23 protein-coding genes are annotated in these 24139 nt (G+C 70.4%); 10 read left to right on the top strand and 13 right to left on the bottom strand.

Annotation, left to right across the window (positions count from 1 at the left end; all coding sequences use genetic code 11):
• Positions 1–17 precede the first annotated feature (17 nt).
• The 3 genes from ACIA5G_RS07540 to ACIA5G_RS07530 all read left to right on the top strand — a co-directional run bounded on the left by ACIA5G_RS07540 (position 18) and on the right by ACIA5G_RS07530 (position 2177).
• Complete coding sequence (locus tag ACIA5G_RS07540; RefSeq protein WP_395921347.1) at positions 18–1022, top strand: phosphoribosylaminoimidazolesuccinocarboxamide synthase; 1005 nt, start codon at positions 18–20, stop codon at positions 1020–1022.
• On the top strand, positions 943–1407 hold the full coding sequence (locus ACIA5G_RS07535) for an NADPH-dependent FMN reductase (protein ID WP_395921939.1): 465 nt from the start codon (positions 943–945) through the stop codon (positions 1405–1407). The genes ACIA5G_RS07540 and ACIA5G_RS07535 overlap by 80 nt, the downstream gene beginning before the upstream one ends.
• A gap of 74 nt (positions 1408–1481) precedes the next feature.
• Positions 1482–2177: a DUF2334 domain-containing protein gene (locus ACIA5G_RS07530; RefSeq protein WP_395921346.1), complete on the top strand. Its 696-nt coding sequence runs from the start codon at positions 1482–1484 to the stop codon at positions 2175–2177.
• A 66-nt stretch (positions 2178–2243) separates the two neighbouring features.
• Here the strand turns inward: ACIA5G_RS07530 and ACIA5G_RS07525 are convergent, their stop codons facing one another.
• Positions 2244–2858 carry a TetR/AcrR family transcriptional regulator gene (locus ACIA5G_RS07525; protein WP_395921345.1) on the bottom strand — a complete coding sequence of 205 codons (615 nt, stop codon included), beginning with the start codon at positions 2856–2858 and terminating at the stop codon, positions 2244–2246.
• Between the two features lie 88 nt (positions 2859–2946).
• Here ACIA5G_RS07525 and ACIA5G_RS07520 point away from each other — a divergent pair, with 88 nt between their 5' ends.
• Positions 2947–3897 carry an SDR family NAD(P)-dependent oxidoreductase gene (locus tag ACIA5G_RS07520; protein WP_395921344.1) on the top strand — a complete coding sequence of 317 codons (951 nt, stop codon included), beginning with the start codon at positions 2947–2949 and terminating at the stop codon, positions 3895–3897.
• Positions 3898–3921: 24 nt separating this feature from the next.
• Here the strand turns inward: ACIA5G_RS07520 and ACIA5G_RS07515 are convergent, their stop codons facing one another.
• Both ACIA5G_RS07515 and ACIA5G_RS07510 read right to left on the bottom strand, forming a co-directional pair.
• Complete coding sequence (locus tag ACIA5G_RS07515) at positions 3922–4557, bottom strand: MBL fold metallo-hydrolase (RefSeq protein ID WP_395921343.1); 636 nt, start codon at positions 4555–4557, stop codon at positions 3922–3924.
• A 48-nt stretch (positions 4558–4605) separates the two neighbouring features.
• On the bottom strand, positions 4606–5544 hold the full coding sequence (locus ACIA5G_RS07510; RefSeq protein ID WP_395921342.1) for a DUF5937 family protein: 939 nt from the start codon (positions 5542–5544) through the stop codon (positions 4606–4608).
• Between the two features lie 69 nt (positions 5545–5613).
• On the opposite strand from ACIA5G_RS07510, the gene ACIA5G_RS07505 reads away from it, so the two are divergent.
• Together ACIA5G_RS07505 and ACIA5G_RS07500 are read left to right on the top strand one after the other, a co-directional pair.
• Positions 5614–6759 (top strand): MFS transporter, encoded by a 1146-nt coding sequence (locus ACIA5G_RS07505; RefSeq protein ID WP_395921341.1) that lies wholly within the window; start codon positions 5614–5616, stop codon positions 6757–6759.
• Positions 6760–6793: 34 nt separating this feature from the next.
• Positions 6794–8290 carry an aldehyde dehydrogenase family protein gene (locus ACIA5G_RS07500; protein ID WP_395921340.1) on the top strand — a complete coding sequence of 499 codons (1497 nt, stop codon included), beginning with the start codon at positions 6794–6796 and terminating at the stop codon, positions 8288–8290.
• A 92-nt stretch (positions 8291–8382) separates the two neighbouring features.
• Here ACIA5G_RS07500 and ACIA5G_RS07495 read toward each other — a convergent pair whose 3' ends face one another.
• Positions 8383–9954 carry a GMC family oxidoreductase gene (locus ACIA5G_RS07495; RefSeq protein WP_395921339.1) on the bottom strand — a complete coding sequence of 524 codons (1572 nt, stop codon included), beginning with the start codon at positions 9952–9954 and terminating at the stop codon, positions 8383–8385.
• 160 nt (positions 9955–10114) lie between these two features.
• Here ACIA5G_RS07495 and purS point away from each other — a divergent pair, with 160 nt between their 5' ends.
• Both purS and purQ read left to right on the top strand, forming a co-directional pair.
• Positions 10115–10354, top strand: a complete 240-nt coding sequence (purS, locus tag ACIA5G_RS07490; protein ID WP_086675945.1) for a phosphoribosylformylglycinamidine synthase subunit PurS — start codon at positions 10115–10117, stop codon at positions 10352–10354.
• Positions 10351–11028, top strand: a complete 678-nt coding sequence (gene purQ, locus ACIA5G_RS07485) for a phosphoribosylformylglycinamidine synthase subunit PurQ (protein WP_395921338.1) — start codon at positions 10351–10353, stop codon at positions 11026–11028. Before purS ends, purQ begins: the two co-directional genes overlap by 4 nt.
• A 90-nt stretch (positions 11029–11118) precedes the next feature.
• Here the strand turns inward: purQ and ACIA5G_RS07480 are convergent, their stop codons facing one another.
• The 3 genes from ACIA5G_RS07480 to ACIA5G_RS07470 all read right to left on the bottom strand — a co-directional run bounded on the left by ACIA5G_RS07480 (position 11119) and on the right by ACIA5G_RS07470 (position 14986).
• Entirely contained in the window at positions 11119–11544 is a 426-nt protein-coding gene (locus tag ACIA5G_RS07480) for a pyridoxamine 5'-phosphate oxidase family protein (RefSeq protein ID WP_395921337.1), read from the bottom strand.
• Positions 11545–11609: 65 nt separating this feature from the next.
• Entirely contained in the window at positions 11610–13355 is a 1746-nt protein-coding gene (locus ACIA5G_RS07475; protein WP_395921336.1) for an ABC transporter ATP-binding protein, read from the bottom strand.
• Complete coding sequence (locus ACIA5G_RS07470) at positions 13352–14986, bottom strand: ABC transporter ATP-binding protein (RefSeq protein ID WP_395921335.1); 1635 nt, start codon at positions 14984–14986, stop codon at positions 13352–13354. The genes ACIA5G_RS07475 and ACIA5G_RS07470 overlap by 4 nt, the downstream gene beginning before the upstream one ends.
• Positions 14987–15148: 162 nt before the next feature.
• On the opposite strand from ACIA5G_RS07470, the gene purL reads away from it, so the two are divergent.
• A complete protein-coding gene (purL, locus tag ACIA5G_RS07465; protein WP_395921334.1) occupies positions 15149–17455 on the top strand; it encodes a phosphoribosylformylglycinamidine synthase subunit PurL in 2307 nt (768 codons plus the stop codon).
• A gap of 433 nt (positions 17456–17888) precedes the next feature.
• Here purL and ACIA5G_RS07460 read toward each other — a convergent pair whose 3' ends face one another.
• The 5 genes from ACIA5G_RS07460 to ACIA5G_RS07440 form a co-directional block, all read right to left on the bottom strand.
• Complete coding sequence (locus ACIA5G_RS07460; protein ID WP_395921937.1) at positions 17889–18971, bottom strand: pentapeptide repeat-containing protein; 1083 nt, start codon at positions 18969–18971, stop codon at positions 17889–17891.
• 1 nt (position 18972) lies between these two features.
• Complete coding sequence (locus ACIA5G_RS07455) at positions 18973–19884, bottom strand: hypothetical protein (RefSeq protein WP_395921333.1); 912 nt, start codon at positions 19882–19884, stop codon at positions 18973–18975.
• 174 nt (positions 19885–20058) lie between these two features.
• Positions 20059–20928, bottom strand: a complete 870-nt coding sequence (locus ACIA5G_RS07450) for a lysozyme (RefSeq protein WP_395921332.1) — start codon at positions 20926–20928, stop codon at positions 20059–20061.
• A gap of 193 nt (positions 20929–21121) precedes the next feature.
• A complete protein-coding gene (locus tag ACIA5G_RS07445; RefSeq protein WP_395921331.1) occupies positions 21122–21922 on the bottom strand; it encodes a lysozyme in 801 nt (266 codons plus the stop codon).
• 98 nt (positions 21923–22020) lie between these two features.
• On the bottom strand, positions 22021–22719 hold the full coding sequence (locus ACIA5G_RS07440) for a type VII secretion system-associated protein (RefSeq protein WP_395921330.1): 699 nt from the start codon (positions 22717–22719) through the stop codon (positions 22021–22023).
• 61 nt (positions 22720–22780) lie between these two features.
• Here ACIA5G_RS07440 and ACIA5G_RS07435 point away from each other — a divergent pair, with 61 nt between their 5' ends.
• Entirely contained in the window at positions 22781–23161 is a 381-nt protein-coding gene (locus ACIA5G_RS07435; protein WP_395921329.1) for a sterol carrier family protein, read from the top strand.
• Here the strand turns inward: ACIA5G_RS07435 and ACIA5G_RS07430 are convergent, their stop codons facing one another.
• A complete protein-coding gene (locus ACIA5G_RS07430; RefSeq protein ID WP_395921935.1) occupies positions 23162–23959 on the bottom strand; it encodes an SAM-dependent methyltransferase in 798 nt (265 codons plus the stop codon).
• Positions 23960–24139: the final 180 nt, after the last annotated feature.

The following is a 24139-nucleotide window of genomic DNA, read 5'->3' as shown; positions in this document are numbered from 1 at the left end:
CCGTTAGGGTTCAGCGCGTGATCCCCCTCCCCGGATGCCGGAGAATTACCCCCGGCAAGGTTCGTGACCTGTACGAAGTCGGCGACGACCTCCTGCTGATCGTCGCCTCCGACCGCATTTCCGCCTTCGAACAGGTCTTTCCCACCCCGGTCCCGGACAAGGGCCGCGTGCTCACCGCGATGAGCGTGTTCTGGTTCGACCAGCTGGCCGACGTCCTCCCGAACCACCTGGTGGCCTTCGACGGCCCCCGGATCCCGGCAGCGGTCCGCGGCCGCGCGCTGCTGGTCGAACGGCTCGACATGCTGCCGGTCGAGGCCGTCGTCCGCGGCCACCTCACCGGCCGCGGATACGCGGACTACCGCCGGTGCGGCGCGGTGTGCGGGGTCCCGCTGCCGGCCGGGCTGGCCGAGTCGGCCCGGCTGCCCGAGCCGATCTTCACGCCGTCCACGAAGACCCGCCCCGGCGAACCCGACGTGAACATCGACTTCGAGACGTTCGCCACGATCCTCGGCCGCGCGCTGGCCGAGGAGGTCCGGGAGGCGTCCCTGGAGCTGTACCGCCGGGGCGCCGCGCGAGCCGCGGAGCAGGGCTTGTTGCTGGCCGACACGAAGTTCGAGTTCGGCATCGGGGCGGACGGCGGGCTCGTGCTCGCGGACGAGCTGCTCACCCCGGATTCGGCGCGCTACTGGCTGGCCGGCGCCCACCGGCCCGGCCGCCCGCGGCCGTCGTTCGACAAGCAGCAGGTGCGCGACTGGCTGGTCGGCCCGGCGTCCGGCTGGGACTGCGTGTCCGCGCTGCCGCCGTTGCCGCCGGAAGTGGTGACCGCCACGCGCGACCGGTATCGCCAGGCGTACCACCGCATCACCGGGCTTTCCCTGGCAGACTGGCTGCGTGATCCTGCTGATCTGCGGCAGCCTGCGTGCGGGCTCGGGCAACGCGGCGGTGCTGGGGACCGTCGCGACCCTCACCTCGAGCACGACCTATGCCGGACTGGGCGATCTGCCGCACTTCAACCCGGATGACGACCGCGACCCGCTGCATCCCGCCGTCGCGGAACTGCGCGCAGCGATCAAAACGGCCGACGCCGTCCTGATCTGCACGCCGGAGTACGCAGGCGGGCTGCCGGGCTCGTTCAAGAACCTGCTCGACTGGACGGTCGGCGGCGGCGAGATCTACGGCAAGCCGGTGGCGTGGATCAACGCGTCCTCGGTCGCGGCCCCGACCGGCGGCCGCGACGCGCACGACTCGCTCCGCAAGGTTCTAACGTACGCGGGCGCGAAGATCGTCGAGGAGGCGTGCGTGCGGCTCCCGGTCTCGCGTGCGGTCGTCGCCGACGGTGAGGTCACCGATCCCGACCTGCGGGGCCGGATCGCGGTCGCGGTGCAGCGCCTGCGTGAGGGCGTCTGAGCCTTCCGGCAACGGTCGCTCGCCCGTTCTGCGCAGTTCACGCCGACGTCAGACCGGTGGGTCCCAATGGTGGCGTGGATGCTCGCTTGCTGGTTTCGCTGTCGGGAATCACCCCGCGCACGCTGCACCGGTGCGCCGACCTCGCGGCCGAGCTCGACCGCCGCAAAGTGCCGCTCTCGGTGCTGCACGTCGCCCGGACCGGCGAAGGCCCGGTGACGGAGTGGGTGCGCACCCGCGCCCGCGGTGGTGATTCCGTGCTGCTGCACGGCTACGACCACTCCGTCGCGCCCACGCACCGCACGGTGTACCTGGGCAAGAAGGCGGAGTTCGCAACGCTGCCGGCGCACGAGGCCCGGCTCCGGCTGATCGCCGCGAAGGCCGCCCTCGACAGTGCCGGTCTCACTGTCGACGGCTTCGCTCCGCCGCGGTGGATCGCCTCGCAGGGCACGCTGCAGGCGCTGGCCGAGCACGGGTTCCGGCTGTGCGCGGACCTAGGCGCGGTGCGGGACCTCGTCACGGGCGAGGTGCGCCGCGCCCGCGTCCAGGAGTTCACCAGTCAGTCGCACCGCACCGAGACCGTGCGCTGCTTCGCGCTCGTGCTCGCCTCCGCGCGGGCAGCTCGCCGAGGTGGGTTGGTCCGGCTCGGCGTCGACGCCACCGATCTCACCCGTCCTGGTCTCCGCCAGGCCCTGCTCGACGCCGTCGACGTCGCGCTGGAGAACCGCGCGTTCGGCACCACTTACGGCTCCTTGCGGGCAGTCGCGGCCTAGCGTTTCGCCGCTTCTTTATGGAGTTTTCAATCAGCGTCGACAGCGGGTCGAGGCACCCCCTGATCGTCATTTCCGGCCGTGGGCCGGCTCTCCGTCCAGGAGAACGTCGAGCCGGGTGAAGGCCACGTCGACCGCCGGGGCGAGTGCGGGCGCGTCGGCGCCGGCGAGGCGGCTACCGGTCTGGTAGCAGGCACACGCGATCTGTGCTGCCAGGACCGCGACATCCCGGGGTGTGCCGCGCTCCAGCAAGATCGCTTCGCCCACCTCGGCGAACCGCTGCATCTTCCGCGCACTGCGATCCTTGAGCTCCGGATTCTGCTCCACCAGCCGCTGGTGCATTTCGTAGTGCGCGGCGTCCGCGGTGGCCTCTGCGCACACGTCGAGCACGAGCCCGCGGATCTGTGCGAGTGCCGTCGAGAGGTCCTGCGGTGCTTCGCCCGGCAACGCCCGCTGCCGCTCCGCCAGGTGATCCAGCAGCTGCTGTTCGTCCGAGAACACCACCTCCTGCTTGTCGCCGAAATACCGGAAAAACGTCGTGCGCCCCACCTCTGCGCGCTCCGCGATGTCCGAGACCGTGACCTCGGTGAAGCCGCGCTCCGCGAACAACGCGAAGGCCGCTTCCACGATCTGCTCGCGAGCTTGTTTCTGTTTTCGTTCCCGCAGCGAGGGGCGTTGTTCCATGCCCTCACACTAGCGGACCCGGTACCGAGTGCGCTACGGTACCGAGTACCAGTTCGAATCGAGTACCCGAACGGATGACGGAGGGGACATGACTGAACCGACGAGGACGCTGCTGATGACCGGTGCCAGCCGGGGTCTGGGGCTGGCCGCGGCCGAGAAGCTGCTCCAGGACCACCCGGACCAGCTGCTGCTGATCTTGGTGCGGGGCGGCGCCGGCCAGCGGGTAGCGCGGGAACTGGCTGCGCGCACGGGGAATCCGAACGTCCAGGCGCTGTCCTGCGACCTTGCTTCCCTCGAGGAGGTGCGGGCGACGGCGGAAACCGTGGGCCAGCTGCTGGACGCGGGCGAAATCCCGCCACTGAAAGGCTTCCTGGCCAACGCGGGTGTGCAGATGGCGTCGACCACGAAGGCCACCGTGGACGGTTTCGAGGCCACGTTCGGGATCAATGTCCTGGCGAACTACTTGCTGCTCCGCCTGCTGGCCGCCCGGTTCGAACCGGGCGCGCGGATCGTCGTGACCGGCAGCGAGTCGCACTTCGGCGACTTCCGGCACAACCTCGGCCTGGTTCCGGCGCCCCGCTGGACCGACGTGCGCAGCCTCGTCCGGCCGGAGAGCGGCAAGGAGGCGGAGACCGTCACCGCGGGCCGCCGGGCGTACTCGACCAGCAAGCTCGGTGTGCAGTACCTGGTGCACGCGTTTGCGAGGCGGCAGCCGGAACTCGACATCTACGCCTACACCCCGGGGCTGGTGCCCGGCACGGGCCTGGCCCGGGACGCGAGCGCGATCCAGCGCCTCGGCTTCCGGTGGCTCATGCCGTTGCTGTGGGCAACGCCGATCGCGTCGAGCCCCCAGGTCGCGGGGACGAAGCTCGCGGCCGTCATGAGCGTGCCGAGGCCCGGAGAGTCGGGGGCGTACATCGACCGCGGTCAGGTCGTGCCGTCGTCGAAGGAGTCGTACGACGAAGCGCGGGAGGAGGAATTGTGGCGTGACGCGGCCGAACTGTGCGGCGTGCCGGCGGACCCGCGGCCGAGGGCCTGAACGGGCACGCCGCACGAGCGCGGCTCAGAGCTTCACCGGCTCCGCCCGGTCGAGCACCTTGACCTCGGTTCCCTCGGGCGCGAGGTTGCCGAACAGTCCGTAGTGCATGGCCGGGTTGGCGAGCACGGCTTCGTGGATCGGCACGGCGATCCGCGGCGCCACCGCCCGCAGGTAGTCGACGGCTTCGCCGGCCTTGAGCCACGGCGCCCCGGTGGGGAGCCCGAGCACGTCGATCTTCTGCTCGGGCACGAAGAACGAGTCGCCGGGGTGGTAGAAGGCGCCGTCGCCGAACACGTAGCCGATGTTCGGGATCACCGGGATGTCGGCGTGGATGACGGCGTGCTCACCGCCGACGGCCTTGATCGAGGTGTCACCGACGGCGAACGCGTCACCCACGTTGGCAACGTCGAAAGGGAGGCCCAGTTTTTCGATTTCGGGAGCCGAGCCCGGGTCCACGATCAGTTTCGCGCCGGGGTTGGCTTCAAGGACCTTCGGCAGCCGCTCGACGTCCAGGTGGTCGAAGTGCTGGTGGGTGACGAGCACAGCGGAGAGCTCCCGCTCACGCTCGAAGTCCGTGGAGAACGCGCCGGGATCGATGAGGATCCGCTCGGAACCGGTTTCCAGCAGCACGCAGGCATGTCCGAAATGGACGATACGCATCGATGATTCTCCTTAAGGGGTGGTCGTTTCCAGCCTAGTCCCGATCAGTCAGAGCTTGCCGACGAGCAGCGCGTCGCCGAGGTCCGTCCGCCGGTACAGCACCCGGTGGCCGCGGCGTTCCGACGCCAGCAGCCCGGCCCCGCGCAACGCCGTGAGGTGGGCCGAAACCGTCGCCGGGGCCAGCCCGTGCCGGCGGGCCAGGTCGGTCGTCGCGGTCGGTTGGTCGAGCGTGGTGAGCAGCAGCGCGCGGGTCCGGCCGAGCACTTCGGTCAGCGGCTCGGGTGCGTCCTGAACCGAGGTCCATAGCGAGGCGACACCGCGAGCGGGATAGAGAAGGGAGATCTGCCACGGCGGGACCGTCACGACGCCGACGTTCGGCCAGGCGAACACGGCCGGGATCAGCAGCAGCCCGCGCGAGTCGATCTCCAGCCGTTCGCGGGACCGGACGTCCACCAGGAGGGACGTCCCGGTCAGCCGGACGCGTGGGTGAAGCTCGGAGAGCATCGTTGCGACACCGCCTTCGCCGAGCACTCGTGTCCGGTGGGCGATGTCGGCGGCCAGCAACTCGCGCAGGCGAGGCCACTGCGGTGCGAGCAACGTGTGCCAGACCGTCTCGAGCTGGTCGGCGAGCAGGTCGCGCGCGGCGGCCGGGTCGGCGGGCAGGCCGCTCAGGTCGGCGTCGACCATCGCCAGCTCCAGCGCGACCTGGTGCGGCGGTGTCGCCCGGACCGCCCGCAGCTGCGCCTCGGCCGTCGTTTCCGGGCCGGCGGGCGGCGGGCTCAGGAACTCGGTGATGTAGTGCCGCGCGCTCAGGACGGCAGCCAGCTCCGGGACGTCGAGAGCGGGCGCGCCGGACACCCACGGCAGGTGCGCCGGGTGCCCGCGGACGCCGAGCAGCGTCTGGACGGCGCCCAGCACCTCTTCCAACGGCGAGATCGCGAACCGGACGCGTTGCGTGCCGGCCGCGGTCAGGACCAGCTCGATCACCGCAGCCTCCCGCATTCGTCCGTGCCCGAATCAGTGTGCCGCAAACCGCGGCCCAGAGACCGTGTTCACATGTCGTTGTTCACCCATCGCGCCTACTGGCGCTGGTCGGCGGGCGTCCAGTTCGCGCGGCTCCCGGCGACCATGGCGCCGCTCGCGTTCACGCTGCTAACCACCGCCACAACCGGGTCGTACCGGCTCGGCGGCGTGCTGATGTCGGTCTACGTCGTGGCCGAGATGGCCGGCGCGGTGCCGGTCGGGCGGCTGATCGACCGCGTCGGGCCGGCTCGCGGCCTGCCGGCGCTGCTCGTCCTGACCGCGGCCGGCTTCGGCGTGCTGGCCCTGGCCGCGGCGGCGGACGCGCCGAACGCCGTGCTGCTCGGGCTCGTCCTGCTGCCCGGTGCCACGGCGGGCGCGTTGTCGGGCGGCTTCCGGACGCTGCTCGCCGACACCGTCGACGACACGATGCTGCCGCGGGCGATCTCCGTCGACGCGATGATCCTCGAAGGTGTGCTCATCGGCGGTCCGGCGCTGGTCGCGTTGCTCGACCTGGCCGGCACGTTCGTCCCGCTCGCGGCCATGACCGCGGCCTGCGTGGCTGCTGCCGTGCTCGTCCCGCGCCGCACGGGTGAGCCCGATCGGGGGGAATCCGGCACGGAGAACGTGCGGGTGCCGTTGAGCGCGTACCTGCCGTGGCTGGGCTGCGCGTTCACCGTCGGGCTGCTGCTGTCGACGATCGAGGTCGCGCCGTTGCCGCTGGTCCAGCGGCTCGGTGCGCCGGACACCGCCGCGCCGGTGGTGATCGCCGTGCTGAGCGGAGCCAGCATCGTGGGCAGCGCGCTCTACGCGTGGCGCGGCAAGACCGGCGACTCGAGGCTGTTCCTCGGCGGGTTCATCGTCGGCGGGCTCGCGCTCGCGGCCGACCTCGGCTGGCCGGGGCTGATCGTGTCGGTGGCCGTGATCGGGGCGTGCACCGGGCCGCTGGTCGCCGCGACGTCGGTCAACCTGCAGCGGATGCTGCCGAAGAACCGCAGGTCGGCGGGGTTCTCCCTGAGCTTCACGGTGCAGGCGGCGGGCTTCGGGCTCGGCTCGCTGGCCGTCGGCGTGCTGCCGTTGTGGCTCGCGCCTTTGTTCGGTGTCTTTGCCGCGGCGATCGCCGGTGGAATGCTGGTGGTGAAGCCCGCGCGACCTATTGGCACGATGTCAGTAACGTCGTAACCTGGGCTGACCCGCTACCTCCAGGGAGACGCCGATGACTGCCGTCCAGCCGAAGCCGACGTCGGTCGGCGAGACCTTCGACTCGCTGAGCCCGGCGACCGACGAGGTGGTCGGAACCTACCCGATCCACACGGCGGGGGACGTCAACGCAGCTGTGGCGCGGGCACGCGTCGCCGCGAAGTGGTGGGCGGACCTCGGCTTCGCCGGGCGCGCGGAACGGCTGAAGAGCTGGAAGGGCGTACTGACCCGGCGACTGCCGCAGCTGTGCCAGGTGGTGCGCGACGAGACCGGCAAGCCGATCGCCGACGCGCAGCTCGAGAGCGTCCTGGCCATCGAGCACATCGCGTGGGCGGGCAAGCACGCGAAGAAGATCCTCGGCAAGCAGAAGCGCTCGGCCGGGCTGCTGATGTCGAACCAGGCGGCGACCGTCGAGTACCAGCCGCTGGGCGTGGTCGGCGTGATCGGACCGTGGAACTACCCGGTGTTCACGCCGCTCGGCTCCATCGCGTACGCGCTCGCGGCGGGCAACGCCGTTGTCTTCAAGCCCAGCGAGTACACCCCGGGTGTCGGGAAGTGGCTGGTCGACGCGTTTGCCGAGATCGTGCCGGAGCACCCGGTGCTGCAGCTGATCACCGGTTTCGGCGAGACGGGCGCGGCGCTGGTCGGCTCGGGCGTCGACAAGATCGCCTTCACCGGCTCGACCGCCACCGGCAAGCGCATCATGGCCGCGGCCGCCGAGACGCTCACTCCCGTCGTCATCGAGGCGGGCGGCAAGGACCCGGTGCTGGTCGACGCGGACGCCGACCTCGACGCCGCCGCCGATGCGACGGTCTGGGGCGCGTTCTCCAACTCCGGCCAGACCTGCATCGGCGTCGAGCGGGTGTACGTCCACGAGAAGGTGCACGACGAGTTCGTCGCGAAGGTCGTCGAGAAGACGAAGGACGTGCGCGCGGGATCGGACGAGGCCGCGCAGTACGGCCCGGTGACGATGCCGTCGCAGCTGGGTGTGATCAAGCGGCACATCCAGGACGCGCTGGCCCGCGGCGGCAAGGCCGTCCTCGGTGGTGAGGAGTCCGTCGGAGACCGCTATGCGCAGCCGACCGTGCTGATCGACGTCCCCGAGGACTCCGAGGCGGTCACCGAGGAGACATTCGGCCCGACCGTGACCATCGCGAAGGTCCGCGACATGGACGAAGCGGTCGAGAAGGCGAACAACACGAAGTACGGCCTGGGCTCGACGGTCTTTTCGAAGTCCCGCGGCGTGGAGCTCGCGGAGAAGCTGCGCACGGGCATGACGTCGATCAACGCGCCGTTGTCGTTCGCGGGCATCGCTTCCCTGCCGTTCGGCGGCGTGGGCGACTCCGGCTTCGGCCGCATCCACGGCCCGGAGGGGCTGCGCGAGTTCGCCCGTTCGAAGGCGATCGCCCGCCAGCGCTTCACGGCGCCGCTCACGCTGACGTCGTTCACCCGCAAGGAATCCACGGACGCCCTGGTCGTCAAGCTGGTGACCATCCTCCACGGCAAGCGCTGACCGGAGCCGGGGTTGTGGATGACTCACCGCCACAACCCCGGAACTGTCGGTACCCCTCGGTAAACTGGATACCGGGGGGCCGGGGCCCGCCCTCAACGCCCCCGAATCAGATCCGCGGCCTTCTCCGCCACCATGATCGTCGGCGCATTCGTGTTCCCACGCGGCACAACCGGCATCACCGACGCGTCCACCACCCGAAGCCCCTCGACCCCGCGCACCCGCAGCTGCGGATCGACGACCGCCTGCTCACCGGTGCCCATCGAGCACGTGCCGACCGGGTGGTACAGCGTCTGCGTGTTCTCCCGGATGTGCTCGGCCAGCTCGGCGTCGGTCAGATCGTGCCGCGCCGGCAGGAACGGCTTGTCGAGGAACCGCTTCAGCGGTCCGCCGCGGCCGATCTCGATCAGCGCCCGCAGCCCGGCGATCATCGTGTCCATGTCCTTGGACTCCGAGTAGTACGCCGGATCGATTTCCGGCTTCCACAACGGGTTCGCGGACTTCAGCCGCAGCCGGCCGCGGCTCGCGACGTCCACCAGCGTCGCCGCCGACGTGAAGCCGGGGACGGTCGGCTCGCGCATGCCGTTGTCGTAGAACAACGTCGGCGCGACGTGGATCTGCATGTCCGGCGCGGGCAGGCCGTCGCCGGTCGGGAAGAACGCGCCGGCTTCACCGATGTTCGACGCCAGCGGGCCGCGCTTCGTCAGCTGGTAGCGGACGAGACCGGCCGGCGTGGCGGCGTCGACCAGGTCGGTGGTGCCGCGGGTGGACCAGATGATCCCGCAAGCTGGGTGGTCGTGCAGGTTCTCGCCGACGCCGGGCAGCGCGGCGACGACGTCGACACCGTGCTCACGCAGGTGCTCGGCCGGGCCGACGCCGGAGACCATCAGCAGCTGCGGCGAGTTGACCGCGCCGCCACTCAAGATCACCTCGGCCGACGCGCGCGCGGTGTGCTCGACGCCGTTGTCCAAATAGGACACGCCGACCGCGCGGGTGCCCTCGAAGACGATCCGGGTGGCCGGCGAAGACGTCTTCACCGTGAGGTTCGGCCGGTCGAGCGCGGGACGCAGGTAGGCGTCCGCGGTGGACCAGCGGCGGCCCTTTTTGCAGGTCACCTGGTAGACGCCGGCGCCTTCCTGGCTCTCGCCGTTGAAGTCGTCGGTGCGCTTGAGGCCCCAGGTGACGGCCGAGTCGACCCAGGCGTGTGACAGCTCGTGGGTGAACCGGCGGTCCTCGACGTTCAGCGGGCCGTCGGTGCCGTGCAGCGGGCCGTCGAGCCGCTGGTTGCCCTCGGCGCGCTTGAAGTACGGGAGGACGTCGTCCCAGCCCCAGCCCTCGGCGCCGTGAGAATCGCGCCAGCCGTCGTAGTCGGCGCGGTTGCCGCGGATGTAGATCATCGCGTTGATCGACGAGCAGCCGCCCAGCATCTTCCCGCGCGGCCAGTACGACGGCTTGCCGGTGTGCTTCTGCTCGACGGTCTCGTAGTTCCAGTCCCACTTGGTCTTGAACAGCGAGGGGAAGGCGGCCGGGATGTGGATTTCGTCCGCGGTGTCCTCGCCGCCCGCTTCGAGCAGCAGGACCTGGGCCGACGGATCCTCGGTCAGCCGGTTGGCCAGGACGCAGCCCGCGCTCCCGGCGCCGACGATCACGTAGTCGTAGGAGTCCACGGTGCCTCCACAGCTGTTGGCGCGATGTCAACGACTCATCATGGCGCAGCGGCGCGCCGTCGGCCAGTCTAGTTTTCCCGGCGGCCCCCGCGGCCTGCCGAACTGGGTGAACTATGCTCGCCGGGTACCCACGACCTGCGTGAATAAGGAGCAGCCTGCCGTGGCCCGAGTCGTCGTCGACGTCATGCCGAAGCCCGAAATCCTCGACCCGCAGGGACAGGCCGCGCTCGGCGCCGCCGGCCGCCTCGGCTTCACCGGGATCAAGGAGATCCGCCAGGGCAAGCACTTCGAGATCGAGGTCGACGACACGGTCGACGACGCGACGCTGGAGAAGATCGCCGAAGGCTTCCTCGCGAACCCGGTGATCGAGCAGTGGACGATCACGCGGGTGGACGCGTGAGCGCGCGCATCGGCGTCATCACCTTCCCCGGCACGCTCGACGACGGCGACGCGGCCCGCGCGGTCCGCTACGCCGACGCCGAGGCGGTGCCCCTGTGGCACGCGGACGAGAACCTCCACGACGTCGACGCGGTCGTCGTCCCGGGTGGCTTCTCGTACGGTGACTACCTGCGCGCGGGTGTCATCGCCCGGTTCGCGCCGGTGATGAACTCGGTGATCGAGGCGGCGCGCGCGGGCATGCCGGTGCTCGGCATCTGCAACGGCTTCCAGATCCTGTGCGAAGCGGGTCTCCTGCCGGGCGCGATGATCCGCAACCAGGGCCTGCACTTCATCTGCCGCGACCAGTGGCTGCGGGTGGAGAACACCGAAACCGCTTGGACGACGCGGTACGAGCAGGGCGCCGAGATCCTCATCCCGATGAAGAACATCGACGGGTGCTACGTGGCCGAGCAGTCCACTTTGGACGAGCTGGAGGCCGAGGGGCGCGTCGTGTTCCGTTATGTGGGCGGGAACCCGAACGGGTCACGCAACGACATCGCCGGGATCCGGAGCGAGAACGGCCGGGTGGTCGGGCTGATGCCGCACCCGGAGCACGCGATCGACGCGCTGACCGGGCCGTCGGACGACGGGCTGGGCATGTTCTACAGCGCGGTGGACGCGCTGATCAAGGCTTGAGGCTGGGCGGCGCCCCCCCCGGTAATCCATTCTACCGAGGGGCACCGACAGTTCCGGGCCCGTAGACGCGAGTTGTCCACAGGCCCGGGCTCAGCTCTTGCTCTGGTCGTTCGACAGCCACTTCTCCGGCTTCACCCGCACCAGGACCGACCGTTCGCCCAGCGCCGAGTCGACGTACGCCGTCGCCTGGTCCGTGGGCCAGTAACGGCCGGCGATCCGCAACGCCTGTTCGCGCGTCGGCGGCTTGTCGTTCGCGATCACCGGGCCCTCCACCGTCACGTACTTGTACGGCGGGTTCTCGTCCTGGACGGCCAGGCTCAGCCGGCCCGCCGCCGTGATCGCGCGGTCCTTGACCGTCTCGCGTTCCATCCAGATCAGCAGCTCGCCGCCGGGTTCGTAGTCGTACCAGACCGGGACCGCCAGCGGGGCCCGGCCGGCGCGCTCCACCGCCAGCACCCCGACGTGCACCCCGCTCAAGAACGATTCGCGTTCGGCCGCGGTCATCACGAAAGACATGTCGCTCCCCAGGTAGAAGATCCTCTACCGGGGAGCAACACGTCGATGACTCCGGACATTCCGGACTAACTCGCCGCCGCCACGAGACGCGCGTACGAGCCGCCGGCCGCCAGGAGCGAGTCGTGCGGGCCCAGCTCCGTGATGCGGCCGCCTTCGACCACCGCGACCCGGTCGGCCGCCGCGGCCGTGTGGAGGCGGTGGGCGATCGCGATCACCGTGCGCCCTTCCAGCACGCTGTTCAGCGAACGCTCCAGGTCGCGCGCCGAACCGGTGTCGAGCAGCGACGTCGCTTCGTCGAGCACCAGCGTGTGCGGGTCCGCCAGCACCACGCGGGCCAGTGCCAGCTGCTGCGCGATCGCCGCCGGCACCGGATACGCGCCCGAACCGAGCTTCGTGTCGAGCCCGTCCGGCAGGGTCGCGACCCAGTCCGACGCGCCCGCCGACGCCAGCGCCGCGGTCAGCTCGTCGTCCGTCCAGTCGCCACCCGCGCGACGCGCCGGCAGTGCCAGGTTCTGCCGCAGCGTCCCCGAGAACACGTGGTGCTCCTGGGTCAGCAGCAGGACCTCGCCGCGCAGGACGTCGTCGGCCAGCGCCGAGACGTCCTGGCCGCCGATGCGCACCGAGCCCGACGACGGCGCCGCGATGCCGGCCAGCAGCCGCCCGAGTGTCGACTTGCCCGCGCCGGACGGCCCGACGATCGCCAGCCGCTCGCCGCGCGGCACCCGCAGGTCGATGCCGTGCAGGACCTCGCGGTCGGCGGTGTAGGCGAACCGGACGCCGTGCACGTCGATGTCGCGCCCGCGCGGCACCTCCGTCATCTTCGGCACGTCCTCGGTCGCGACTTCGCGGACGCCGAGGATCCGGCGCGCCGCGGCCGCCGCGACCTGCAGGTCCTCCAGCCAGAACAGCGCCTCGTTGAGCGGGCTCGCCATTGCCTGCGCGTACAGCAGCACCGTGGTGATCTCGCCGAGCCCGGCCCAGCCGCGCGAGTACGCGAGCAGCCCGAGCGGCAGCATGACCGCCAGCGGCAGCACGTAGCTGATCTCCAGCGAGGGCAGCCAGCGCAGCTGCAGCGCCCGCATCCGGCGCTCGCCGTAGATGCTCTGGTCCAGCGCGCCGTGTGCCGCGTCGATCCGCCGGTCGGTGAGCCCGAGCGCCTCGACCGTGCGTGCGCCTTCCGCCGTCTCGTGGACGCTCGTCGTCAGGTCGGCCCAGCGGTCGAGCATCCACTGCATGACCGTCGGGATCCGCCGCTGGTACCAGACGTTGACGCTGACCAGCAACGGCAGCGCGACCAGCAGGCCCAGCGACAGCAGCGGCGACGTCAGCACCATGGCGACGACCGTGAACACCACGGTCACCGCCGCGACCAGGATCTCCGGCGCCGCGAACCGCGCCGCGTGATCGATCCGGCCGAGGTCGGTGGTGGCGCGGCTGAGCAGGTCGCCAGTGCCGGCTGCCTCGACCGTGCCCAGCGGCAGCTGCAACGCGGTCCCGACGAACTCCTCGCGGGTCTCGGCCAGCACCAGCTCGCCGAACACCGCGCCGCGCATCCGCGCGACCTTCCGCGCCAGCGCCTGCAGCACCAGGATCACCACGAAGACGGCCGCCAGCAGGTCGACGCGCCCCGTCGTGGTGCCGCCGGCAACGTCGTCGACCAGCGTGCCGAGCAGCTGCGGGCCGGCCAGCCCGATCAGCGTCGCGACGGAGAGCGCGCCGAGCAGCAGCCCGAACTCGCGCTTGTGGGTCAGCGCCGTTTTGCGCGCCCAGCGGCGGACGTCCCGCCGGGACGCCGTGGGAAGCCGCTTCACACCGTCACCCCCCTCGCCGTGAAGACCTCGTCGGCCACATGTGTCCACAGTGGACTCTGGCTGAACACCACCGTCGTGCGGCCACGGCGCAGCGCGGTGACGCGTTCGGTGATGCGTGCCTCCGTGTGCGCGTCGACCGCCGACGTCGGCTCGTCCAGCACCAGCACGTCGGCGTCGACCGCCAGCGCGCGGGCCAGGTTCAGCCGTTGCCGCTGGCCGCCGGACACCTCACGCCCGCGCTCGCCGATCACCTCGTCGACGCCGTCGGGCAGCGCCTCGACGATGTCGTCGGCGTCGGCCGCGTACAGCGCTTCGGTGATGCTGACGTCGCTCGGCCGCGCCGGCGCCAGCTGCTCGCGCAGCACGCCGGAGAACCAGATGTCCTGGTTGTGCGCGTACACGACCCGCTGCCGCAGCTCCGCGAGCGCGACGTGGTCCGCGCGGATGCCGTTGACCAGCACCTCTTCGCCCTCGGCCGGGTCGGCGAACCGGGCCAGCCGGTCGGCCACCGCCTCACCGTCGGCGCCGAGGTCGACAACGGTCAGCCGCCCGGCCGCAACGCGGATCCCGGACTCGGTGTCCACCAGCTCCAGCGGCCCCTCGGGCAGCGGCACCGGCGTCTCCGGGTCCGCCAGCTTCGGGCGCAGCGCCAGCAGCGCGACCACCTTCCGCGACGCGACCAGGCCCGACGTGATCGACCCGACCGCCTCCGTCGCGGCGGAGACCGGCCAGATGAGGAACGCCGAAATGCCGTAGAACGCCACCAGCTGGCCGACGTCGATCGAGCCGGCGACGGCCAGCCGCGCGCCCAGCCAGGTGATCACCACGGTGACCAGGCCGGGCAGCGCGATCTCGGCCGCGGCCAGCCAGGCCTCGGCCTTGCCGACCTCGATGCCGGCCAGCCGCACTCGCTGGCTCGTCTCGCGGAAGCGGGCGAAGAACCGCCGCTCACCGCCGATGCCGCGCAGGATCCGCAGGCCGGACACGATGTCCGCGCCGAGCGCGTTGACGTCGCCGCGCTTCTCGCGCTGGCTGGCCTTGCGCTTCTGCAGCGGCGCCAGCAGCGGGCCGATGCCCAGCACCGCGACCGGCACGCCGACCAGCGCGACCACGCCGAGCAGCGGTGACGTCGAGATCAGCCACACCGCCACCACGACGAACGCCAGCAGCGAGCCGAACGCCCGCCCGGTCATCTCGACGGTGTTGCCGATGTGGTTGATGTCGGTGGTCGAGATCGCGACGAGGTTGCCGGTGGTCGTGTTCTCCCGCAGGCCGGCGCCGACGCGCGTGGTGTGCGCCGACACCGCCCGCTGCGTCGAGCCCGCGCCGTGCAGCCACAGGCCGTAGTTGAGGAAGTGCAGCCAGGTCCCGGACAGGGTCTGGACGACGCCGAGCGCGGCGGCGGCCAGCGCCCAGCGCCAGATCGCCTGGCCGTCGTGCGCGACGATCGCGCCGATGCCCTGGCCGACGACCAGCGGCAGCAGCGCGCCCGGGAGCGCCCAGACGACACCGATCGCGGCCGCGCCGAGCACCGAGCCCAGCCGGGCCCGGAACACGGCGAGCAGGAAGCGGCTCGCGGTCGGCCGTGCGGGCAGCCGCAGCGGCGGAAAGGGATATGTGGCGGAAAGCACGATTCCCGACGGTAAGCCGATGACCACCCGAAGGCGACCGATTTTCGGCGGAGCGCCCTGGCCGGCCCCCGCGCTGTCGCCTCGCTCACACCGGTCGCGGCGCGTCCGATTTTGGTGGCCCACCGTCCGGGGCGCTGCCGGGTGGCACGTATCCTGGCGGCCGTGGCGAACCCTGACACGGACACCGTGACCAGCACCGTTGACACCACCGAGCGGGCCGGGGCGACCCCGGACCACACCCAGCCCTATCGCGAGCTCGGGCTCGCCGACGACGAGTACGCTCGCATCCGGGAAATCCTCGGCCGCCGGCCCACCGACGCCGAGCTGGCCATGTACTCGGTGATGTGGAGCGAGCACTGCTCCTACAAGTCGTCGAAGAAGCACCTGCGGTACTTCGGGGAGACCGCCACCGACGAGATGAAGTCCAAGATGCTGGCCGGCATCGGGGAGAACGCGGGCGTCGTCGACATCGGCGAGGGCTGGGCGGTCACCTTCAAGGTGGAGAGCCACAACCACCCGTCCTATGTGGAGCCGTACCAGGGCGCCGCGACCGGCGTCGGCGGCATCGTGCGCGACATCATGGCGATGGGCGCGCGTCCCCTCGCGGTGGCCGACGCGCTGCGCTTCGGCCCGGCCGACGCCCCCGACACCAAGCGGGTGCTGCCCGGTGTCGTCGCCGGCGTCGGCGGTTACGGCAACTGCCTCGGCCTGCCGAACATCGGCGGCGAGCTGGTGTTCGACCCGTCCTACTCGGGCAACCCGCTGGTGAACGCGCTGTGCGTCGGCGCGATGCGCGTCGAGGACCTGCACCTGGCGTTCGCGTCCGGCACCGGCAACAAGATCATCCTGTTCGGCGCGCGCACCGGCCTCGACGGCATCGGCGGCGTTTCCGTCCTGGCGAGTGACACCTTTTCGGGTGACGAGTCGTCGGGTGGCCGCAAGAAGCTGCCGAGCGTCCAGGTCGGCGACCCGTTCACCGAGAAGGTGCTCATCGAGTGCTGCCTCGAGCTGTTCGCGGCGGATCTCGTGGTCGGCATCCAGGACCTCGGCGGCGCCGGGCTGTCCTGCGCGACGTCGGAGCTGGCCGCGGCCGGCGACGGCGGCATGCACATCTACCTCGACCGGGTTCCGTTGCGCGCCACCGGGATGACGCCCGCGGAGGTGCTCTCCAGCGAGTCGCAGGAGCGCATGTGCGCGGTCGTCTCGCCGGAGAACGTCGAGGCGTTCATGGCGGTCTGCCGCAAGTGGGACGTCATCGCCACCGACATCGGCGAGGTCACCGACGGCGAGCACCTGGTGATCACCTGGAACGACGAGGTGGTCGTCGACGTCCCGGCGCACACGGTGGCGCACCAGGGCCCGGTGTACGACCGGCCGATCGAACGTCCGTCCTTTCAGGACGCACTGATCGCGGACACGTCGGCTTCGCTGCCGCGTCCGTCCACTCCGGACGAACTGCGCGCGGACGTGTTGCGTCTCATCTCCTCGCCCAACCAGGCGTCCAAGGAATGGGTGACGTCGCAGTACGACCGTTACGTGCGCGGCAATTCTGTGCTGTCGCAGCCGTCGGACTCGGGCATGATCCGGATCGACGAGTCGAGCGGCCGCGGTGTTTCGGTGGCGACGGACTGCAACAGCAAGTTCGTCTACCTCGACCCGTACCGCGGCGCGCAGCTGGCGCTGGCGGAGGCGTACCGCAACGTGGCGACGGGCGGCGCGACGCCGGTGGCGGTGTCGGACTGCCTGAACTTCGGCGCGCCGACCGACCCGGGGGTGATGTGGCAGTTCGAGCAGGCCGTGCACGGTCTCGCGGACGGCTGCGTCGAGCTCGGCATCCCGGTGACGGGCGGCAACGTGAGCTTCTTCAACCAGACCGGTTCGACGGCGATCCTGCCGACGCCGGTGATCGGCGTCCTCGGCGTGATCGACGATGTCACCCGCCGCATCCCGACCGGCATCGGCGCGGAGGCCGGCGAAACCCTGCTGCTGCTGGGCGAAACGCACGACGAGCTGGACGGCTCGGCGTGGGCCCGCGAGCTCCACGGCCACCTCGGCGGCGTCCCCCCGCGCGTGGACCTCGCCCGCGAGAAGCTCCTGGCGGACGTCCTGGTGGCGGGTTCCCGCGACGGCATGATCTCCGCGGCCCACGACCTCGCGGACGGCGGCCTGATCCAGGCGTTCGTCGAGACCGTCCTCATCGGACAGTGCGGCGCCCGGGTGTTCCTCGACGACGGCCAGGACCCGTTCGTGCAGCTGTTTTCCGAGTCGTCGGGGCGTGTGCTGGTGGCGGTCCCGCGCACGGAGGAGCTGCGGTTCACCGAGATGTGCACGGCGCGTGGGTTGCCGTGGCGGAAGACCGGTGTGGTGGACCCGGAGTCGGGCACGCTGGAGCTGCAGGGCATCACGGAGTTCACGCTCGACGAGCTGCGCGAGGCGTGGGAGAAGACGCTCCCGGCGCTGTTCAACTGACTGCTTCTCCGATCTGTCCACAGCCTGCGTTGGTTGTGGACAGATCGGGGAACGACCGGTGATCTCGGCGGGTTTGTCCTACTGGGCCGGTAAACTGGACTTGGGGACGCCCCCCAAGGGAAGGGCGGGGGCTCCGGCAAGGGCGGCAGGCGGCCCGCGATGGGCCTGCTCCGGCACCCGAGATGCCAGTCCTTGGCGGTAGCAGGGTGATGCACCCACATTGGGTGCATCACGCCTCGAGTCGTGGTCTGCGCGCCCGGCGTGGAGTTCGGTCAACGGCAGGAGTCGCGCGGTCAACCGCGACTTACGCGCCGGTGACCTCGAGCGACCGGCCACCGCGACATCCGACGGCTCGCTTGAATGCGGTGAACGACTCTTTCATGTCCTCCGACGCCATGAAAGAGTCGTTCACTGCATTAACGGGCGAGGCTGCTCAACCAGCCTTGGCGACGATCCGCGAGTCCCCGTCCCGCAGCTCCTCCAGCTCCCAAACTTCCGGCAGCTGGACCTCCTTCTCGGCCAGCACCCTCGTGTTGTACAGCGAAATCGACGCGGTCAGCGACGCGAACCGCAGGTCGGTCTGCCCCTCGAACCGGGTCCGCCGCAGGTCGAGCTCGAAAGAAGCAACCGCTCCGCCGAACAGTGCCTCCTGCGCGAAGTTCGCGTCCTTGAACGTCGTCTTCCCGGCGAACGTCGTGTCCGTGAAGTCCGCCTTCTCGGCGAAACTCGTCCCGCTGAACCACGCGTGGCTCTCGAAAACCGCGCCACGGCACCGGAAGTGGCCCACCAGCCGGGCCGTTTCGGTGCCCGCCGCGGTGAGGTACACCCGGCGCTTGAAGCGGCAGCCGCTGAAGTTCGTGGTGCTGTGCAATGACGTGTAGCGCAGCAGCAGGCCGCCGATCAGCTTGCCCGAGAGGTCGAAATATTCGAGCGTCGCCCCCGTGAGGTCCAGGTCGTACACCGGACCCTCTTCGTCCCGGCCGGGCAGCAGGTCGGTGATCAGCCGCTGCGCCGTGAGCCGGACCGTGAGCTCGCGTTCCAGCTCCGGATCGGGGGAAGCGTCCGATCCGGACTTCGGCGGGCGCCGAAACGGCCGCCGCAGGTAGGAACACAGCACGTCCAGCACCGTCTGCGTGTACTCCGGCCGGCTGCGCGCCAAGCCCGCCAACGCGTGCAGCGCCCCCACCCGCACCTGGTCGGCCGCGTGCCCGAGCAGCTCGACGGCCTTCGCGAACCGCTCGTCGGCAACCCGTTCGCGATCCTGCTCCGCGCGCTGCGACTCGAGCTCGTGCCGTTGCCGCTCGATGTCTTGGCGCCGCTCCTCGACCCGGCGCCGGCGGTCGTTCAGCCACAGTGCGTACAGCGCCACGATCGCGCCGCCCGCCAGGCCGCCGGTCTTCAGCGCGTCACTGCGGCTGGTGGCGGGGTCGGTCAGCAACCAGCCGCCGACCCCGAGCAGCAGCACCAGCGACGCGGCGAACGTCCACGCCAGCGGTGATCGCCACAGCTTCACCAGTTCAGGACACCAGCATGGTGCTGACGCAGAAACCCTTGTCGTCGAAGTTCGTCGCGCTCAGCGTGCCCTTGACGTTCTTGCCCGCGGACGTCCCGGTGACCTGGCCCTCGACCAGGAACTCGTCGTCCGGAACCTCGCCGAGCTGCAGCTGCAGCGGCGGCTTGAGGAACGTCTTGAGCCACGAGTCGAGCAGGTCCTTCGAGTCGGAGCAGCCCAGCGCCAGCGCGCCGGGGGTGTCGCCCGCGTTCAGCTTGTCGATGAAGCCCTGCAGCACGCCCTTGGCGTCCGCGCCGCCCGAACCGCTCGGCGACGACGGCTTTGTGGTCGGCGTGGTCTTCTTCGGGGTCGTCTTGGGCGTCGACGGCTTGGCCGACGTGCTCGACGACGGCGGCGCCGCGACGTTGTTGTCGTCCTTCGACAGGAAGAACCCCGGCGCGACGAAGCCGGTGACACCCAGGACCGCCAGCACGACCACCACGGTGGCGCCGACCGCGATCCACATCCCGGTCTTGCTCTTCTTCGGCGGCGCCGGCGGCCCGCCGAAGCCCTGCGAGTAACCCCCGGTCGCCGGGTCCCAGCCCGACATCTGGCCGCCCGCGTTCGGGTCCCAGGCCTGCTGGCCGTACTGCTGCGCGTTCGGGTCCGCCCACGCCGACTGCTGCTGGGCGTTCGGGTCGCCCCACTGCGGCTGCTGGCTCGCCGGGAAACCGCCCGACGGGTACCCCTGCTGTTGCTGGTTGGGGTCCCACCCACCCTGCTGCGGGTACTGCTGTGTCGGATACGGCTGCTGCTGCTGGTTGGGGTCCCACCCACCCTGCTGCGGGTACGGCTGCTGCTGGAAGCCGCCGGACTGCGGCTGCTGGCCGTACGGATCGGGCTGGCCGGGCTGGCCCGGCTGAGGCGGGTACGTCATCTTTCATGCCTTCCGGGCGCTGGGTGTTCGTGCGCTTCCGACGTCCGGTAGCCCCGTGTGGTTCCCCCAGGACGTGCTGAGCAGCATTCTGCAAGCTCGGACGGTACGGCATGAAACCGGCTCCCGGCCGAGCCGACGCGAAGTCGTCACGATCCGGGAGCCGGGTGGTGCTGGTCAGCCGTTGGCGAGTGCCTGGAGCCGGTCGTAGGCACCGTTGAAGGTGTCCTGGTCGAGCGGGCTCGAGGTGTACTGCCACACGGTGTAGAAGCCCCAGTTGTAGGGCAGTGTGCCGACCGAGGACGAGTACCGCGCGACCCACAGCGGGGCCGTGCTGGAGAAGTCACCGCTGACGCACTGGCTCCACCAGCTCGTCGAGGTGTAGATCACCGGGTACCGGCCGGTCTTGGCGTGGTAGGTGTCGTGGAAGTCGAGGATCCACGACGTCATCGCCGCCTTGCTCAGCCCGTAGCAGGTCGCGCCGTACGGGTTGTACTCCATGTCCAGGGCCCCGGGCAGCGTCTTGCCGTCCTTCGACCAGCCGCCGCCGTGGGCGACGAAGTAGGTGGCCTGGGCCGCGCCGCTCGCGGTGTTCGGGGTGGCGAAGTGGTAGGCGCCGCGGATGAAGCCCTGGTTGTAGGAGCCGTTGTACTGCTGCGCGAAGTACGGGTTCGTGTAGCTGGTGCTCTCCGTGGCCTTGGTCCAGACGAACCGCTTGCCTTGGTTCCACCAGTTCGCCCAGTCGACGTTGCCCTGGTAACTGGCGACGTCCATGCCGGCCACGGTGGCCAGCACCTGGCCGGGGATGGCCTGGCCGGGCTGCGGCTGCTGCGCGACCTGCTGCGACTCCGGTGTCGACTTGTCGCCTTCGACACGCCGGATCTGCGACCCGAGCTCGTGGTTGTGCTCGGCGATGTCCGCGTTGATCGCGGCCACCGGGTCGACTTCGGGGGAGAAAGGGGTCGCCTGGGCCGTGCTGCCGAGCAGGAGCAGCGTGGCCGGGACGACCAGGGCGGCGAACAGCCGCCCTCTTCGGGAAGTGGACATCGTTGAATCCCTTCACAGATACCCTCGCTGAGGGCGGCTTACTGCAGGTAGCCGCCCGCGCACGATTGTTGAGGACGAACCAGGGGTTTGTCACTCAGTTCCGTGAAATTGGGTATACGCGTGGGTGATTTTCCCGGGAAGTCGATCATCAATTCGTGATCGGTTAACACTTATTACCGGAACATTGGTCCGTTCAGCCCAGCGCGAGAGCGAGCAATCGGTCGGCCGAGCCGTTGAACCAGTTCTGGTCGCCGGGCAGCGAGCCGCGGTCGGCGAACTGCCAGATCGTGTGCACGCCCCAGCCGGCCGGGAGCTCGCCGACGGCGGTGTTGTAGCGGGCGATCCAGAGGGGATTGCCGCCGAAGCCGCCGTTGTTCGCGGTGCACCGCTTCCACCAGCTCGTCGACGTGTAGATCGTCGGGTACCGCCCGGTGGCGGCGCGGTAAGTCTCCGAAAAGTCGCTGATCCAGCGCACCATTCCGCCGGCGTCCTTGCCGTAACAGGTTTCGCCGTACGGGTTGTACTCCGCGTCGAGCGCACCCGGCAGTGTCTTGCCGTCCGCGGACCAGCCGCCGCCGTGGGCCAGGAAGTATCGCGCTTGCGAAGCGCCGTCGGAGACGTCCGGCCGGGCGAAGTGGTAGGCCCCGCGGATCAGGCCGGCGCTGTAGGAACCGTTGTACTGCTGGGCGAACTGCGGATTGACGAACCCGGTGCCTTCGGTCGCCTTGACGTAGACGAACTTGGCGCCCGACCGCGTCGCGCCGGACCAGTCGACCGGTCCCTGGTGCCCGCTGACGTCGTGGCCGAGCTGCTGGTCGTCGGTCGCGTACAGGACGCCGGGCGCCGCACCGACACCTTCGACCTTGGCGATCTGCGAACCGGCGTAGTGGTCTTCAGCCCCCGCGTAGACGTCGGCGGCGCTCGCCGGCGCCTGGCCGGCCACGAGCAGCACGGCGGCGGCGACGGGAAGCAGCGAACGACGTTTCACCCTCATGCTCCCCACCGGTCTCGTGAGTCTTCCTCAGCCTCACGATGCACCCGAGCCGCCGGATCGGCGACTCGGGTGTCACCCGATGGAGTGGAGCCCGCAGGTCAGCGCTGTTCGTCGGCGAGCGCCTTCACGAGGTGTTCCGCCGGCACGACGGCCGTGATCAGGTCGTGCGGGTTGACCGCGACCGGGTGCCCGCCGAGCAGGCCGACCATGTCGCGGCCGAGGACGGCGCGGGCGTGCGGCCACTCGCGCGGCACGAGCGCCTTGCGCGTGTACGCGGGCACCATGACCCGGCCGTCGGTGTTGTGGAAGCCGATGACGGTCCGCTGCACCGGCGACATCGCGTAGACGAACAGCGTCGAGTCGAGGACGACCTTCGGCAGGTCCGACGGCGGCCGGTGCTCGGTGCGCACGAGCTGCAGCAGCTGCTCGAGGTCGTTCGTCGGCTCGGGGAAGCCGAGCGCCTTGGGCGAAGGCCGGTAGCGGTCGTTGGGGTGGAAGTCGGCGACGACGTCACCCGCGCCGTTCACCGGGTAGGCGCCGACGACGGCCCACGACGGGACCGGGCCGTTCGGGTCGAAGGCCTCGTCGATGACGTACAGCCAGCTGTTCGGGTTGGCGCGGGCGTTCGCGCGCATTTCCGCGGTGATCTCGGGTGTGCCGTGCTTGCCGGAGCGCCGGGCCTGCTGGCCGCCGCGCCGTGCGGCGCGGTTGGGCTTGCTGTGCCTGCCGGGGCGTTCGGCCCCGCTTCCGGTGGGCTGCTGCGAAACCATCCGTTCTGCCTCGTCCCGCTGCGCCATCTCATCCCCACGTTCTCGGGTGTGCCTGAAAACTCTTGGTGCGCCACTCTACTGTTTGCCCATGGCCTCTTCGCGTTCGGTCGACCCCGGACAGTTACGTGCGGCGGTGCTGGCGATTTCCCCGTGGCTGCAGGGCGACGCGCCCGACCCGGCGCGGGCCGAGCTGGCCGCCGCGGTCCGGCTCAGCCTCCGCGCGCTCGCGGCGGACGCGCCCGGGCGCACGGTCGAGGTGCGCGTGCCGCCGTTCGCCGCGGTGCAGTGCGTGGAAGGGCCGCGGCACACCCGCGGCAACCCGCCGAACGTGATCGAGACCGATCCGCGCACCTGGCTCGAACTGGCCACCGGCCGGCTGGACTGGACCACTGCGGTGGCCGGTGGCCGGGTGTCCGCTTCGGGCTCCCGGGCCGACCTTTCGCAGTGGCTCCCGCTGGTCCGCGTCTAGCTACGGCTTGCGGCCGACGCCGCCGGCGATGGTCCGCTGCGCGACGTTGAGGTCCTTGAGGCGCGGGCCGTCCGGCCACCAGTCGGCGCACAGGGTCACGCCGGGTTCGACCATTTCGAGGCCGGGGAACAGTTCCTCGATCTCCTTCTGCGTCCGGAACGTGCCGGAGCCCATCGGGCTGTGCACGAAGAAGTCCTCCATGCGGCGCGCGGTCGCGGAGTCCTCGTTCTCGGGGTCGAAGAAGTGGCTGAGCCCGACGAAGGAGCCGGACGGCAGCGCGTCGACGTACTGCCGCATGATCTCGGCCGGCCGGGCGTGGTCGCCCTTGAAGTGGTGGAGCGTGCCCATCTGCAGCATGACCAGCGGCTGGGTGAAGTCGATGTGCTCGCGGACGATCTCGTTCTCGAGGATCCGCTCCGGCTCGAAGATGTCTTCGGCGACGAAGTGGGTGTGCTCGTTCTCTTCGAGCAGCGCCCGGCCGTGTGCGAGCACGACCGGGTCGTTGTCGACGTAGACGACCTTGGTCTCCGGGTTGATCCGCTGGACGACCTGGTGGGTGTTCTCCGCCGTCGGGAGGCCGGAGCCGAGGTCGAGGAACTGGGTGATGCCGGTCTGGCTGGCGAGGAAGCGGCAGGCGCGGATGAGGAAACCGCGGTTTTCGAACGCGAGGTCCTGAGCCTCCGGCGCGGCCTTCTGCACCTTGTGCAGGACCTCCCGGTCGATCTCGTAGTTGTCCTTCCCCAGCAGGAAGGCGTCGTACACCCGCGCGATGCTGGCTCGGGTCGGGTCGACCCCCACAGGAACTCGTTCGGTCCGGGTCGCGGCGTCGGGCATCTTGAACCTCGCAAGTTCTGTGTCGAAAGTCTCGTACTCTACGTAGAGTAGGACTACACACGCATGCGGTAAACCGGGTCACCTCTTTGCGCAGGACGGCCCAACGTGTACTTTCGGTAGTCGGGCTAGAGCCCCCTGGTGACT

Origin of the sequence: Amycolatopsis sp. NPDC051758 (assembly GCF_044453095.1) — a bacterium.
Taxonomy (GTDB): Bacteria; Actinomycetota; Actinomycetes; order Mycobacteriales; family Pseudonocardiaceae; genus Amycolatopsis.
Note: the sequence above shows the minus strand (reverse complement) of the source record. Positions and strands in the feature narration are given on the sequence as shown.